At 70.0% G+C, this 14119-nt stretch carries 15 protein-coding genes and 1 pseudogene; 7 read left to right on the forward strand and 9 right to left on the reverse strand.

Annotated features, from left to right (window positions below; genetic code table 11):
* Nucleotides 1–110 precede the first annotated feature (110 nt).
* From ACZ7IF_RS17860 to ACZ7IF_RS17875, 4 genes are all read right to left on the reverse strand, one after another.
* Nucleotides 111–1181 carry a hypothetical protein gene (locus ACZ7IF_RS17860; protein ID WP_470972091.1) on the reverse strand — a complete coding sequence of 357 codons (1071 nt, stop codon included), beginning with the start codon at nt 1179–1181 and terminating at the stop codon, nt 111–113.
* Between the two features lie 72 nt (nt 1182–1253).
* Nucleotides 1254–2113 (reverse strand): IS5 family transposase gene (locus tag ACZ7IF_RS17865; RefSeq protein WP_470972093.1). Its coding sequence is split into 2 segments (ribosomal slippage): nt 1254–1765 and nt 1765–2113, totalling 861 coding nucleotides; the frame shifts between segments, so codons are not numbered across the junction.
* Between the two features lie 40 nt (nt 2114–2153).
* Nucleotides 2154–2621, reverse strand: a complete 468-nt coding sequence (locus ACZ7IF_RS17870; RefSeq protein ID WP_470972096.1) for an RICIN domain-containing protein — start codon at nt 2619–2621, stop codon at nt 2154–2156.
* A 169-nt stretch (nt 2622–2790) separates the two neighbouring features.
* A complete protein-coding gene (locus ACZ7IF_RS17875; protein ID WP_470972098.1) occupies nt 2791–3270 on the reverse strand; it encodes a MarR family winged helix-turn-helix transcriptional regulator in 480 nt (159 codons plus the stop codon).
* 115 nt (nt 3271–3385) lie between these two features.
* Between ACZ7IF_RS17875 and ACZ7IF_RS17880 the strand changes: the two genes are divergently transcribed.
* Complete coding sequence (locus ACZ7IF_RS17880; protein ID WP_470972101.1) at nt 3386–4228, forward strand: NAD(P)H-binding protein; 843 nt, start codon at nt 3386–3388, stop codon at nt 4226–4228.
* A gap of 14 nt (nt 4229–4242) precedes the next feature.
* Nucleotides 4243–5649, forward strand: coding sequence for an MFS transporter (locus tag ACZ7IF_RS17885; RefSeq protein WP_467622875.1), 1407 nt, complete (start codon nt 4243–4245; stop codon nt 5647–5649).
* Nucleotides 5650–5941: 292 nt separating this feature from the next.
* Here ACZ7IF_RS17885 and ACZ7IF_RS17890 read toward each other — a convergent pair whose 3' ends face one another.
* The 4 genes and pseudogenes from ACZ7IF_RS17890 to ACZ7IF_RS17905 all read right to left on the reverse strand — a co-directional run bounded on the left by ACZ7IF_RS17890 (nt 5942) and on the right by ACZ7IF_RS17905 (nt 8131).
* Complete coding sequence (locus ACZ7IF_RS17890; protein WP_470972156.1) at nt 5942–6211, reverse strand: helicase associated domain-containing protein; 270 nt, start codon at nt 6209–6211, stop codon at nt 5942–5944.
* Between the two features lie 130 nt (nt 6212–6341).
* Nucleotides 6342–7003 (reverse strand): annotated as a pseudogene (locus ACZ7IF_RS17895) (transposase).
* Nucleotides 7004–7196: 193 nt separating this feature from the next.
* Entirely contained in the window at nt 7197–7718 is a 522-nt protein-coding gene (locus tag ACZ7IF_RS17900; RefSeq protein ID WP_470972104.1) for a hypothetical protein, read from the reverse strand.
* An 89-nt stretch (nt 7719–7807) separates the two neighbouring features.
* Nucleotides 7808–8131, reverse strand: coding sequence for a hypothetical protein (locus tag ACZ7IF_RS17905; protein WP_470972107.1), 324 nt, complete (start codon nt 8129–8131; stop codon nt 7808–7810).
* Between the two features lie 589 nt (nt 8132–8720).
* Between ACZ7IF_RS17905 and ACZ7IF_RS17910 the strand changes: the two genes are divergently transcribed.
* From ACZ7IF_RS17910 to ACZ7IF_RS17920, 3 genes are all read left to right on the forward strand, one after another.
* Complete coding sequence (locus ACZ7IF_RS17910) at nt 8721–8858, forward strand: hypothetical protein (protein ID WP_470972109.1); 138 nt, start codon at nt 8721–8723, stop codon at nt 8856–8858.
* Nucleotides 8858–10921, forward strand: a complete 2064-nt coding sequence (gene ligA / locus ACZ7IF_RS17915) for an NAD-dependent DNA ligase LigA (protein WP_470972158.1) — start codon at nt 8858–8860, stop codon at nt 10919–10921. Before ACZ7IF_RS17910 ends, ligA begins: the two co-directional genes overlap by 1 nt.
* A 152-nt stretch (nt 10922–11073) precedes the next feature.
* The gene (locus ACZ7IF_RS17920) at nt 11074–11595 is read left to right on the forward strand and encodes a DUF5956 family protein (protein ID WP_470972111.1); all 522 of its coding nucleotides are present in this window, start codon (nt 11074–11076) and stop codon (nt 11593–11595) included.
* Between the two features lie 26 nt (nt 11596–11621).
* On the opposite strand, the gene ACZ7IF_RS17925 is transcribed toward ACZ7IF_RS17920, so the two are convergent.
* Nucleotides 11622–12236 carry a hypothetical protein gene (locus tag ACZ7IF_RS17925; RefSeq protein ID WP_470972113.1) on the reverse strand — a complete coding sequence of 205 codons (615 nt, stop codon included), beginning with the start codon at nt 12234–12236 and terminating at the stop codon, nt 11622–11624.
* A 38-nt stretch (nt 12237–12274) separates the two neighbouring features.
* Between ACZ7IF_RS17925 and ACZ7IF_RS17930 the strand changes: the two genes are divergently transcribed.
* Nucleotides 12275–12985 (forward strand): hypothetical protein, encoded by a 711-nt coding sequence (locus ACZ7IF_RS17930; protein ID WP_470972115.1) that lies wholly within the window; start codon nt 12275–12277, stop codon nt 12983–12985.
* A 761-nt stretch (nt 12986–13746) separates the two neighbouring features.
* Nucleotides 13747–14067: a hypothetical protein gene (locus tag ACZ7IF_RS17935; protein ID WP_469117772.1), complete on the forward strand. Its 321-nt coding sequence runs from the start codon at nt 13747–13749 to the stop codon at nt 14065–14067.
* The last annotated feature ends 52 nt before the right edge of the window (nt 14068–14119 follow it).

A 14119-nucleotide genomic window follows, 5' to 3' on the forward strand; every position in this document is an offset into this window, starting at 1 on the left:
CGCAGTTGCTGTCGGAGACCGGAGCTCTGGCGGACGCCCACGCCAACGCGGCCACCCCCTTCGCGACGCCGACGCGGCCCTGGACGAACGGCACCAGAGGCCAGCCGGTTTCAATCGTCCTCCTGGCGTGCGGCGAGGTAGTGGGCCCGGCTGTCGCTGGAGTATCCGGCCCAGCGGGTGACGGTGTCGGGGTGGAGGCCGAAGAGGTCGGCGACAACGATGGGTGGCAGGTCGGTGACTGCCTCGATCATCGCGGTGTTGCGGGCGGGGCGGGTGGGTAGAGCGTGCAGACGCATCAGGTTGCCGGCACCGAGGGGGTTGCGGGACCTGCCGGGAACCTGGCCGGGTAGAAGGTAGTGGGTTCCGTCGTCGAGCTCGCGGCGGAACTTTCCCGTGTTCGGGTCGGTGATCTGATCCTCGATCAGCTGGGCGAGGCTTGGCGGGAGCAGTGCCGGGTGCTGGCCGAGGGTGAGGTAGGCGCCCTTGTCGTCGCGGTGGAAACGGTCGGTGGTGAGTTCTGTGATGCGGGTCAGCGGCGGGGCGTAGAGGAGGACCAGGGCGCCGATGATGCGTGTTTCCCGAGGGAGAGTCGCATCGACGAGGCAGCGGCGTAGCTGCTGGGTGTACTGGTCTTCATCGAGGAATGTACCGGCGAATTGACGCGGTGCGGCGGGCATGACCAGGGTGGTGTTGAGGCGTCTGGCCTTGGCCCAGCGGATGAACGGGGTCAGTGGTTTGCGCAGGGTGGGGTGGGTGACCAGCCAGGCGTCGAAGGCGGCCTGATCCGTGGTGGCCAGGGTGAGGTCGTTGGCGTTGAGCCAGTTCAGGAACGAGATCGCGGCCCGGACCTCGCTGATGTCGCTCTTGGCTGCCGCGAGGGTGTAGCGGTTGCGGGCGGCGTTGCGGTGGGCATCGCGCAGGACGCGCCACTCGGCGAACGGGCGAATGATCGTGGCCTGGTGGGGCGGCAGCTGGGCCATCCGGGTGATCCAGTGTTCGAGGCGGGCGAGGTCCTCGTTGCGCCGGGGCAGAACGCCCGCGGTGACGAGCAGGCCGCGGACGTGGTGGGTGGGGGCGTTCTGGGGGCGCGCATCGACGAGGGCGTGGGTGACCTCGGCTCCCTGGCTGGCGAGCTGGGCGAGCGCGCGGGAGGCGCGGCTGCGGTGGAGCCAGGTCAGCACCGGGTACGGGTTCTCGGCCCCGTTGAGCGCCTCGGCGAGCGGCGCCAGTTGGGCGGGTACTAGGGGGTGTCTTCAAAGGGGTCTGTGCCAGAGGAACAGGGACGTGATGGTGACGGCTGCCTGGTAGGACTCGCGGGTTTTGTCGTAGCGAGTGGCGATCGCGCGGTACTGCTTGAGGCGGTTGAAGCAGCGTTCGACGACGTTGCGTTTCTTGTAGAGCTGTTTGTCGAAGGCAGGTGGTCTGCCTCCGTTACGGCCGCGGCGGGATCGGTTGGCCTGCTGGTCACGGCGTTCGGGGATGGTGTGACCGATCCCGCGTCTACGCAGGTAGGCGCGTATCCTGCGGGAGCTGTAGCCCTTGTTGCCCAGGACGTGGTCCGGGCGGGTTCGGGTCCGCCCGGGCCGGGCCCGGCGGACCTTGATGGTGTCCATGACCTCCTCGAAGCGGGTGCAGTCGGCAGCGTTGCCGCCGGTGAGGACGAAGCCGGGCGGCCGGCCGCGACCGTCGCAGGCCAGGTGGATTCTCGTGGTCAGTCCGCCTCGGGACCGCCCGAGGGCGTGATCACATATTTCGTCCCCCTGCCCTGCCCCTTTCTACGGGCGCCCGCGGCATGCTGATGGGCCCGCGCGACCGTGGAGTCGACCAACACCAGCCAGTCGATGTCACCGGTCGCGTCCTTCTCCGCCTGGACCGCGGCCAACATCCGCGTGAACGTCCCGTCCAGCGCCCACCTGCGAAAACGCGTGTACAGAGTCCGCCAGGGCCCGTACCGTGCCGGCACATCACGCCACGCCGACCCCGTCCGCAGCTTCCACACGATCCCGTTCAGCACCCGCCGGTCGTCCAACCGCGGCCGCCCCGAGGACGGCCGCGGCAACAGCCCGGACAGCGCTTCCCACTCCACATCCGTCAGCTCATGACGACGCACCATGCCGGCATGATCCCCCATCAGAAGCCTTTGAAGACACGGCCTAGGCCGACAGGAGGGGGGTGTCCCAGCGCTGCCGGGCGGCTCCCGTGCAGTTGCGGAGGTTGATCCCGGCTCCCTGGCCCGGGTCCCCGGCGTTCTGGATGCTCAGGCACTGGTTGTTGACCTGGGTGACGAGCTGACGGCCCACGACGTCCCACCGCTGGTTGGCCTGCCCGTGGCAGTCGCCCACGACCTGGGCGGGGGCGTTGAGTTCGCCGTTGCGGACGTCCAGGCAGTGGCGTTCGGCGAGGTTCCGCAGTTTGTGGCCCTCCCAGAACCACAGCTGGCTCCCGACCCCTCCCGCGCGGTTGCGGACCTCCACGTTGTCGCCATTGGAGGTCAGACAGCGGCCGTCCAGGTCGGTGTGGATCTCGAAGAAGTCGGCTGCCCAGGCCGGCGATGCCATGCCCGGAGCGACCGCGCCCGCCAGGACGAGCATCACGGCGGTGGCGGCGAGTCGAATGCGCATACGCGTGGTTCCCGTTCGTTCCCGTGCACCTGCCGCACTGCACGGCAGATCGTCACGGACGGCAACTACTCACGCATGCATGGTAGCCGACCCCTCGAACCGCACCCGTGAGTGGGAACCTCCGCCGTGCAGCACGGCCGGAGGCCGCGCTCCCGACCTTCGCGCCGGCTCAGCCCTCGCGTCGGCGCAGGGATTCCTGGGACGCGACGTACTTGAGCATGAGGCGGGCGAAGTCGAGGCGTTCGCGCTCGCTCCAGTCGGCGGTGATGTATTCGAAGGCCGAGCGCTGGTGCCGGCGGAAGCGGACCATCAGCTCCTGGCCCTCGGGGCTGAGGTGGAGGACCGTGCGGCGGCCGTCCTGCTGGGAGGCGGCGCGGACCAGGTAGCCGGCGGTGATGCAGTCGGACACCATGCGGCTGGCGACCGAGGGGTCGGTGCCCAGGTGCGCGCCCACGGCGCCGACGGTGACCTCGCGGGCGCCGTCCTGCCCGATCTCCAGGACCACGTTGAGGACCAGGGTCCGGCCGAGGTCCTTCTGGGAGATCGGGTCCTCGATCTCCAGGAGTGAGGAGCGCCGCAGCTTCCCGAACGCCGGGCCGACGGCGTTCAGCAGCTCCTCGTCCCCCGTGTCCGCCTGCTGCTTCGTCATGCCCCGATCGTACATCCGTGAGTTCTCGCAAACATGTGTTGACGTGAAAACGTGTGCATGCAAGCATGCATATGTCGACAGTCAATGAATGGCTGCCGCTACGAACGGAGCACCCATGACCACCCTCGTCACCGGCGCCCGCGGCAAGGTCGGCCAGGCCGTCATCAGCCGTCTGCACTCCGCCGGATTCACCGTCCGCGCCGCCAGCGCCCACCCCGCCGGACTGACCGTCCCGGCCGGCGTCGAAAGCCGCGAGCTCGTCCTCGACCGCCCCGCTACCTTCGCCGTCGCACTGGACGGCGTCCGCCGGGTCTTCCTCTACCCCGAGCCCGCCGGCATCCACGAACTGATCGCCGCCGCCGAGGCCGCCGGCGTCGAGCACGTCGTCCTGCTGTCCTCGTCCTCGGTCCTCGCCCCCGGCGCCGAGAACGACCCGCTCGCGAGTCACAGCCTCAAGGTCGAGCGCGCCCTCGCCGCCTCCACCCTGACCTGCACCTTCCTGCGCCCGGACGCCTTCGCCAGCAACTCCTTCGGCTGGGCCTGGCCCATCGGCCGGTCGATGCCGGTCCAGCTCGCCCACCCGGACGCGCACATCGCGCCCATCCACCCCGAGGACATCGCCGACATCGCCTTCGAGGCCCTCACCGGCGACTCCCTCACCGGCCGCCGGCTCACCCTGACCGGCCCCGAGTCGCTCACCTTCCGCCGTCAGATCGCGGTCCTGGCCGACGCCATCGGCCGCGAGATCCCCGTCGAGCAGATCACCCGCGCCGAGGCCGAGCGGCAGATGGGCGCCCACATGCCCGCGCCGATGGTCGCCTCGCTCCTCGACCTGTGGGAGGCCGCGAACCACGGCCCCGCCGCCGTCGCCGACACCACCGAGACCCTCCTCGGCCGCCCCGCCCGCACCTACGCGCAGTGGGCCCACGAGAACTCCGCCGCCTTCACCGGCCACTGACCCCAAGGGATCCCATGTCCAGGGCCTCAGCCCCCGCCCCTCCCCGCACCACGCCCACCACCACCGACCGCCGCCGCTGGGCCGTCCTCGCCGTCGTCCTCTTCGCCGCGGTCCTCGACCTCCTCGACGCGACGATCACCAACATCGCCGCCCCGGCCATCGCCGCCGACCTGAACGGCGGGGAGGCCCTCGTCCAGTGGCTCGGCGCCGCCTACGCCCTGTCCATGGGCGTCCTGCTGGTGGTCGGCGGCCGGCTCGGCGACAAGTACGGACGCCGCCGGCTCTTCCTGACCGGCCTCACCGGCTTCACCCTCGCCTCCGTCGCCTGCGGCCTGGCCACCGGCCCCGCCTCCCTCATCGGATTCCGGCTCCTCCAGGGCGCCTTCGGCGCCCTGGTGATCCCGCAGGGCTTCGGCATCCTCGGCGCCGTCTTCCCCCGCGAGGAGATCGGCAAGGCCTTCAGGGTCTTCGCCCCCTGCCTCGGCCTGGCGACGATCAGCGGCCCGGTCCTCGCCGGGGTCCTGATCGACCACTTCGGCTGGCGCTCGATGTTCCTGATCAACATCGCCCTCGGCGGCCTCGCGATCCTCCTCGCCCTGCGCCTGCTGCCCCGCGACACCGGCGACCGCACGGTCACCGTCGACGGACCCGGCTCCGCGCTGCTCGCCGCCACGATGCTGGGACTGATCTACGGGCTGATCGACGGCTCCGCCCACGGCTGGACGACCGTCCCCCTGCTCTGCCTCGCCGCCGGAGTCGCCTTCTTCGCCCTCTTCTGCCTGCGCCAGCGCAGCGCCGCCGCCCCGCTCATAGAACCCTCGCTGCTGCGCAGCCGCGCCTTCACCTCCGGCCTGCTCCTCGGGCTCGTCTTCTACGCGGCGGTCGCCGGCCTCCTCTTCGTCCTGTCCCTCTTCCTCCAGGACGGGCTGCACCGCACCCCGACTGGGGCCTCCCTCGGTCTCGCCCCGATCGCCGGCGGCATCATCGTCGCCTCGATCGCCGCGCACCGCTTCAGGGAGCGCCTCGGCCGCGCCCTCGTCCTCGTCGGCCTGCTGCTCACCCTGGCCGGCACCCTGGCGCTGATCGCGCTGGTCCTGGCCACCGCCCCGACCGCGTGGACGCTCGCCCTCCCGGTCTTCGTCACCGGCCTCGGCCTCGGCACCTGCTTCGGCACCGTCTACGAGGTCACGCTCGGCGGCATCGACCCGAAGGAGTCCGGCAGCGCGAGCGGTTCGCTGTCCGCCGTGACCCAGCTCGCCAACAGCATCGGCGCCGCCGCCATCACCACGGTGTACTTCCACACCTCCGGCGGCAGCGCTACCGCCGCCTTCCACAGCCTGGCCGTCGTCGCGGCGGCCGTCCTCGCCTGCTGCGGCCTGGTCCGGCTGCTGCCCCCGGGGCCCCTCGCCCGGCACCACTGACGACGGGCGAGCGGGGCGGCCCGGCAGCAGCCGAGCCGCCTCGCTCGGGGCTTCCTCAGCTCAGGACGCCGCCCACTCCACCCCGAGGGAGGCCAGGGCGGCGAGTTGGTCCTGGCCGAGCCGCTCGCGCCGCTGTTTCTGGTTGACGATCCACACGCCCGTGCGGTGCTCGGTTCCGTCCGGGATGTGCTCGACATGGGCCCGCCCGGGCAGGCCGCCGCCTTCCCGCTCGATGTACTGCGTGAGGGCCTGGACGCCCTTGTGGAAGGCCTCCGCGCCCCGCCCGGACGGGTTAGTGGTCGTGCCCGGCGAGGAGCGGGCCGTACGGGCGGGCCCGTACGGCCCGCGCGGCCGCGAGGTTCTCCGCGAAGCCGGCGTCGGCGGTGTCCCACACGATCCCCAGCTCTTCCAGCTCGGCGGCCCGCTCCCCGGTCATCTGTCCGGCGCGGAAGGCGCGGCGCTGGTCGGAGAGCCACCGCCCGAGGGGGTGGGCGCCTTCGGTGTGGTCGTAGGGCACCTCCAGGTGCTGCTCCCGTTCCTGGTAGCGCCAGGCGGATTCGATGCCGCGGCGCTAGTCCTGGCGTTCGGTGTCGAGGACCTGGTAGTTGATCCGCTTAGCGATCAGCGCGGGGTCCCGCGGGCAGCAACCCGCAGCAGCAGCCGGGCCTCCTCGTCGCCTTCAGTGAGCTTTTTCAGCGCTGCCGCTCCAGCGTGAGGATGGCCTTGGCGATTGACGTCATGCGGTTGGGCTGCATCGGGACCTGCGGAAGATCCGCCAGGACTTCAGGCTCGCGACACCGCGTTCGACGGGCGCTCGCGCGGCGGCCAGTGCCCGGTTGAGGGTCTTTTCGGTGGCGGTGAGTTCCTGGAGTGGTTTGCGTTTGATGCCGGGGGCAGCCACGGGCCGGCGCCTTGGTAGGCGAGATCGGCCAGGAGGGGAACGCCCTGGCGCTCGCAGATCCCGATGATCCGGTGGGCACGGCCGCGGTCAGGTCGTGGGTGCGGCGGGCGAGAGCCACAGCAGCCGGCCGCCGGGGTCGGTGACGACCTGCACGTTCACGCCGTGGCGCCGGTGTTTGTGGGAGTAGTCGGCCCGGCCGTCGCCGACCCGGTCGCACTCGGCGAGGAGGTCGACGACCGCGCTGGTGTAGGCGTGGGCGGTGGACTCGCTGATCCCGAACCCGGCGGCGATCTTTGCCAGAGTGGTGTGTTCGCGTAGGTACACCAGTGCCACCATCGCGCGCTGGGACGGACGGAGCTTGCAGCGCCGGTCGCCCTCACGAGTGACCATCAGCATGGTGACCCACTCCACGAGCGCATGCGGCAGGTCGAGTGCGGCAGGATGGATGACCAACGAGGCCCCCGAGCAACTGGTTGAGACGTCAGACGTCTCGATCAACAGCTCGGGGGCCTCGCTCGTTGCGCTTCACGGCCCATCACCCGATCGGTGGCCAACTCGAAGAAGCTCAGTCACCGCTGCCGCTCTGGCTATCTGGCTTCGTTCATGACCGCCCTCGCCGAAGTGTGTCCAGTGAGACGGTGCGCGATCAGAATATGGCCCAGGCTTTACTGGGGAGGTGGTGATAGACGTCGTCCATGGCGTCGGTGGGCAGGAAGACGGGTCGCGTGACCAGGTGATCACCGGCCCGCTGCACGCACAGAACTACTCCAAGAGTCTGTGATCCAGCCTCACCGCCCGGTTGGTAGAAGAGCTCCGTGAACGCTTCTCGGCTTTCAGCACGCTCGAACAGCCACTGCTCCAGCTCGGAAGGAACCTGGCCGACCATCGCCGTGCCGTCCGCGTGAACCTGTGGCCCCCTCAGTGCGTCGACCGAAACGGCGCACAAACGGTCATTGGTTGCGAAATAGAGCTTCAGTCCCACCACTCGGTAGGTATCGCACGCGATATCCCAAGCCGAGTCGTGCTCCTGCCAGCACGGGTGGATACCACCGAGCGCATCCGATGCTTCGCCCGAACTCATCCCGAACCGCAGTGGACCAACGCGCACCAGCGGATCGAAGGTCCACTGCGGTCGTTCGCTGTCCGGCAAGACATCCCACAAGCTCATGGGACGCAGCCTACGACGAGCCATCCGACCAACATCTGGGGCCTCATGGCTCTACTCGGCGCACCGTCATGTGATCGGCCGGACAGGTCCTAGCCGAAGAACACCGAGTGCGGGACGGTCGCGCCGCCGTAGACGCCCCCCGTGTTCGGCGGGAGCGTGTCCTGCGGGACAGAGCACTCCTCGTCCCGGTAGACGGTTGCCACGGTGTCTGTGAAGTTGTCGACGACGCCCCCGCCACCGGGCATCACGATGCATTCATCGTCCGCCGGGTTCTCCATGACCATCCGGAACCCCGTATCGGCCCGGTTGTACGCGAACGTGCCCGTAGCTGCCTGAGCGCTGGTCGATACCCCGGTCACCAGCACGATCGCCGAACCCGCGACGAGTGTCAGCCTCGCCAGTCGCTTCCACATGTACACGTAAGCCCCTTCCCATCGCGGATGATTTCCACGATGAACCTCATGAGTGCTGCATTCAGGGCAGCACGGATGCTTCGGCTATACAGCTACTGCACATGCAAACCAGCTGAAAGAGTCCAGGATGGGACCACCTGGACATCACGCCCATCACCCGGGCCGGGCAGGGACTGCCTCGTGACGATGGGCGCCTGGTCCAACCCGCCCACACGTAAGTCAGCCGCTCCCCTGCACGCGTGGAACATCGCCTCCCGTCGGGAGCTCCACACTCACCTAGCGTCCCTGACCAGCACCGACTACTCGCAGCGAAGAAGCAACACGGCTTCTCAACGAGACCGGGAACTCGTTTCCGCTGCCCGGCGCCAAACGGCCCAGGCTCCCAGCGACGCCGACCCACGCGGCGCCGAGAACGAAGACCAGCAAGCTGCCTCAGAGCGTCGAGGCAGTACGGGGCCGCGCCGTTGCCCGGGCTCGCGCCGAACGAGGGCGCCTGTCCTGAACCCTCCGCCACCCGTCCACCGCTCGCTACGCTGATCGCGCTGTTCACGGGTCCGACGTCAGCCCCGTGCCAAGCTGAAGGAGACAGGTGGCCGAGGACGACGCCCAGGCGGCGCAGCCCCCGCACGATCTTGTTGCAGAGCAGACGGTGCTGCGCTCCACCGAAGCTGTTACCGACATCGTGGAGGTGCTCCAGGGCGAAGAGTGTCAGTGCCGGGCAGCATGATGACCTTCATGACCGAAAACAGTGCCCTGCTCTCTCCTGCCGCCTACGTGGAGGCCGTGACGACGGCCCTAGCGGCGTCGGCCGCGTACTACGGCGACGGGGCCACCCCGCTCGGTGACGATGAGTACGACGGGCTGCTGCGTGGCATTGCCGCCTACGAGGAGGCCCACCCGGAGGAGGTGCTGGCCGAGTCGCCGACCGGGAAGGTGGCGGGCGGGGCGGTGCAGGGCGATGTGCCGCACTCGGTGCCGATGCTCTCCCTGGACAACGTCTTCGACGCCGACGAGCTCGCCGAGTGGGCGGCCGGGCTGGAGCGGCGTCTGGGGCGTCCGGTGGCCGGGTGGTGTGTGGAGCCCAAGCTCGACGGCCTGGCGGTGGCCGCCCGCTACCGGGGAGGCCGGCTGGTGCAGCTCCTCACCCGCGGTGACGGGCTGGCCGGCGAGGACATCACGCACGCCGCCAACGCCGTCCTCGGTCTGCCGCAGGTGCTCACCGAGCCGGTCGACGTCGAACTGCGTGGCGAGGTGCTCTTGACGACGGCCCAGTTCGAGGAAGCCAACCGGATCCGTCTCGCCCACGAGGCCACGCCCTTCGCGCACCCGCGCAGCGGAGCGGCCGGCACCCTGCGGGCCAAGGACCGCCCCTACCGGATCGAGCTGACCTTCTTCGCCTACAGCGCGATCGGCCTGGACGAGGACCTCGGCCACGCCGCGCTGCTGGAGGACCTGGCCGCGCTCGGCGCGAATACGGCCGCGAGCACAGCCGCAGCCCCGATGCGCTACGAGACCCTGGAGCAGGTGCAGGAACGTATCGACGTGATCGCCGGCCTGCGCGCAGCCCTGCCCTTCGGGATCGACGGAGTCGTCGTCAAGGCCGACACGGCCGAGGACCAGCGTCAGGCCGGAAACGGCTCGCGCGCCCCGAGATGGGCGGTGGCCCGGAAACTGGCGGCCGAACACAAGGTGACGCGCCTGCTGGCGGTTGAGTGGAACGTCGGCCGGACCGGGATCATCGCCCCGCGCGCCGTCCTGGAGCCCGTGATCATCGACGGGGTGACGGTCGCCTACGCCACTCTTCACAACCCGTCCGACATCACCCGCCGCGGGCTCATGATCGGCGACCAGGTGTTCGTGTACCGGGCCGGCGACGTGATCCCCCGGGTCGAGGCACCGCTGGCCGACCAGCGCACCGGCGCGGAGAGCCCGATCGCCTTCCCCGAGGTGTGCCCCCGCTGCGGTGACGCGATCGACACCACCGAGCAGCGCTGGCGGTGCGTGCGCGGCCGCAGCTGCCAGGCCGTCGCATCGGTGATCTACGCGGCCGGCCGGGACCAGCTCGACATCGAAGGCCTCGGCGGCACCCGCGCGATCCAGCTCGTGGAGGCCGGGCTCGTCAACGACATCGCCGACCTGTTCACCCTCACCCGCGAACAGCTCCTGGGCCTGGAGCGGATGGGTGAGACCAGCGCCGGCAACCTCCTGGCCGCGATCGAGACCGCCCGGGGAGCCGACCTGAACCGTGTGTTCTGCGCGCTGGGCGTCCGCGGCACCGGGCGGACGATGTCCCGCCGGATCGCCGCGCACTTCGGCTCGATGGCCGCGATCCGGGCCGCCGACGCGGACACGCTGGCCGAAGTCGACGGCATCGGAGACGAGAAGGCCCGCGTCATCGCCGCCGAACTCGTCGAACTCGCCCCCCTCCTCGACAAACTCCAGGCCCAGCAGGTCGGCACCCAGGTCACCGAGCCGCAGAAGCCCGCGAGCGGTGCGACTGGCGCGACTGGCGCCGAGGAGGCTGCGGACGGCGGCCCACTGGCCGGAGAGGCCGTCGTGGTGACCGGCTCCATGACCGGCCCCCTCGCGGCGCTGTCCCGCAACGAGATGAACGAGCTGATCGAGCGGGCCGGCGGAAAGGCGTCCTCGTCGGTGTCCAAGCGGACCACCCTCCTGGTGGCGGGCGAGAAGGCCGGCTCCAAGCGCGCCAAGGCCGAGGAGCTGGGCATCCGGATCATCGGGCCCGAGGAGTTCGCCCCACTCGTCGCCGACCTCATCTCCGCCGGCTGACAACCGCATCGTCTGCATCGTTCGCGTGTGGATGATGACGTACCCCGAGCAGCGTCCGACGTCGTAGCGAGTGGTGAGCTGCATGTTCTCGGGCCGGTCGGGCGGCCGGGGCAGCGATTACGGATACTCGCCTTTGGCTACTGTGGTCCGTTATGTCATGGGATGTAAGTGGTAGCCCGCATCGGCTGGCCGGTCGTCGTTCGGGGCGCAGTGAGCTGGAACCGGACCGGGTGCCGGAGGTGCGGGAGCTGGGGGAGCTGGGATGGTTCCCCGCGCCGGAGGCCCCGATGTGGGTGTTTCTGCCGTTCGTGTGGCCGGCGGAAGCGCGGACGTGGGTGCCTGACCGGTCGACTCGCTGGCAGATCGACACCACCTTGGACGCATCGGGGCGAGTGGTGGATGTCGAATGCCACCCCGTCACGGAGTCGGAGCGGGAGACGCAGGAGGAGGATCTTTCCGCGGACTTGGCCCGCTGTGGCATTCCGCCGCGTCCCACGGGCCGGCTGTGGCTGCTGCGGCCGGTGGGACGGTTCGAGGATCTGGACGCCGTTCTCGACCACCTCTGTGCTCACGCCGAGGCCCGTGGTGTGCCCATCGGGCTGTCGGCGGCGTTCGCGGAGCTGTGCGCGGCCGAGCTTCAGGCCGTAGGGGATGCGGGCCGGTCGCCGGGCTAGGGAGGTGGGGAGCAGGGTGGGCCGGGTTAGGGCTGCCAGGGCACCTGGTAGTACTGGCAGCCGGTCCGGGAGTTGCACTTGGCCCAGCGGCCGGTGTGCAGCACCCCGGCCTTGAACAGCTGCCGGTGGCCGAACGCGGTGAACTCTCCTTCATGGTCGTCGTGGTACTTTCCGCTGCCCGTCAGCCGCTGGGCGTTGTACGACCACCGGTCGCCGCTGGGCCACCAGGCGCGCTGTGCCGTGGCGTTGATCGAGGCCAGGTTGACGTTGTTGCGTCCGCAGTAGTCGTCAGGTTGGCCGCTGAGGTTGACGCGGCAGTTGTTCGTCCAGGTGCCGGGGTTGATCTCGGGACCGCTGTCCCAGTCGATCAGGGTGCGCCAGCGTGGAAGGTTCCCGTCGAAGGACTGCCGGTAGACGATGTCGAAGCTGCCGATGACGCCCTTGCTGTCGCCGTAGGCGCCGTTGCCTTTCACCTCCGCTGTGTAGTCGTTGATCTTCCGGCTGCAGATCGTGCCGTTCTCACACCAGGAGTCGTAGTCGTCCCTGCCCGGCGCCGCCGCGCGCACGGCCGGGGAGGCAGGCGTGTCTTCCGCGACGGCGTACACGGTGTCGGTGGTCTTGCCGCGGCTGTCCGCCGTCACTCTGAGGACGCCGCCCATGCAGGTCCACGCGTCGGGCCGTGTGCGGTGTGCAGCGCTGGGACTGGGCGTCGGCCGACGGCCGCCACCCCGTGGTCGTCGCCGCGTTCGCCCCGAACGCCGAGGCGATCTACTCCGAGCACTACGCCGATGACTCCGGAACCCGCCCGACCGAGCAGGGCCGCCTGCACTACGTCGGCCGCGGCCTGTCCCACCAGACCGTCCCGCTCCAGGGCCTGGACCCGCTGCTGCACGCCCGCCTGGTCGACGGCGGCACCCGCCTCGCCGAGGCCTACCGGGCACTCGGCTACCGCGGCCACCTGTCCGCCGACGCCATCGCCACCCCCGACGGCCGCATCTACTTCACCGAGGTCAACGCCCAGGTCTCCGGGAGCCTGCACATCTACCAGGTCATCGCGCACCGGATCGTCGACACCTCCGCCCGCCCGGCCCGCGCGGTCGTCGAGTACCACGTCCCCCCGACCTGGCACGTCCCCGACGCCACCGCCTTCCACCAAGCCCTCGCCGACCTCGACCTGGCCTGGAACCCCGCCACCCGCACCGGGGCGATCGTCTCCATGCCCATCGCCCCGGGCCCGGACGGCGCGCAGTTCGTCTTCTGCCTCGCCTACGACCCCGCCACCGGCCACCGGGAGCCGTTCGCCCGCCTCCACGCCTGCTTCGCCACCCGCCCGCAAGACGCCTTCGACGCCGCCCATCACGTCGGCCTCGTCACCGCCTTCTCCTCCTGAACGGAGCCCACCCCGATGACCACCACACCCCTGCCGCCCGCCGCCTTGGAAGAATTCTGTACAAGAGGCACCGGCGATCGACCGGAATGCATCGATTGGGTGGAAGGTAACTTCAATGGAACACTTCTTAATCCTCCTGTCGAGTAACTAAGAAGCTGCCGCCTGAAAGAGTCACCATCTAGTCATGCGGGGCACTGTCTCAGACTGACGGTGCCCCGCTTCGCTTAACGAAGTAGGCCGGCCACTTCGCGGCGAGGGGGCGGCGCCGCGGGCGCGGCCGGCGGCCCGCCGCTGCAACGCCTCGAACAGCCGACCCGCCTCCGTGTCCCAGACGAGAAGTTCACCGTCAAGGACGAAGCCCTGGGCCGCTGCGCCGCGGCGGCCGCCACCACGCGTCCGGCCACCAGTCCTGCACCAGGGGCCCGCGCCAGGTCTGGAGCAGCACCCGCCCACACGGGCGGCCAGGGTGAACAGGAGGGCGCGGTGCCCGTCGAACTTCTGCTCGTAACCAGACCCGCCCGCCCCGCCCGTGAGAGCCGGCCCGGCCGCCGGCGGCGGCGCGGACCTGGTCGGCGACCGGAGCTTCCGCGCGTGCGGTTGGGCTCGTGTTGGTGGGCTGTTGGCCCGGGCCAGCACAGTGCTGTCCGTGCGCTCCCCACGGAGCAGCACCTGTGACGAGGCAAGCGGAACGCATGCCTCGTCCAGCGGACCTTTCTTGGGAACACGGAGACACCATGAAGAAGAGGATCATTCAGGCTGTCATGACAGCTACCGCGGTAGCCACCTTCGGGCTGATCGCCGCCGGCCCCGCGAGCGCGGCCTCCTCGGTCTGCGAGGGATACACGTGCACCAGCGGAAGCGTGCCCGCCAACGGCAATCACGAGGTCTGTTTCTCCGGCACCCACACGGGCCTCGCGTACTGGGGGCGGGCTGAACTCTGGGACGCCGACACCGGTGTGATGGTCGCCTCCTTCCCCACCAACGGGTGGGAGACCAAGAGCACGTGCGTGGGCGGTCTGTACGGGCAGCACTACTACGAGCGCGGTACCGGCGGGTTCTTCTACGGCAAGGTCTGGAACTGAGCAACGCCTGAAACGAGCATCGTGAACGGCCCCCGCCGGGAGAACCGGCGGG

It is taken from the genome of Streptomyces sp. NPDC037421 (assembly GCF_055602105.1).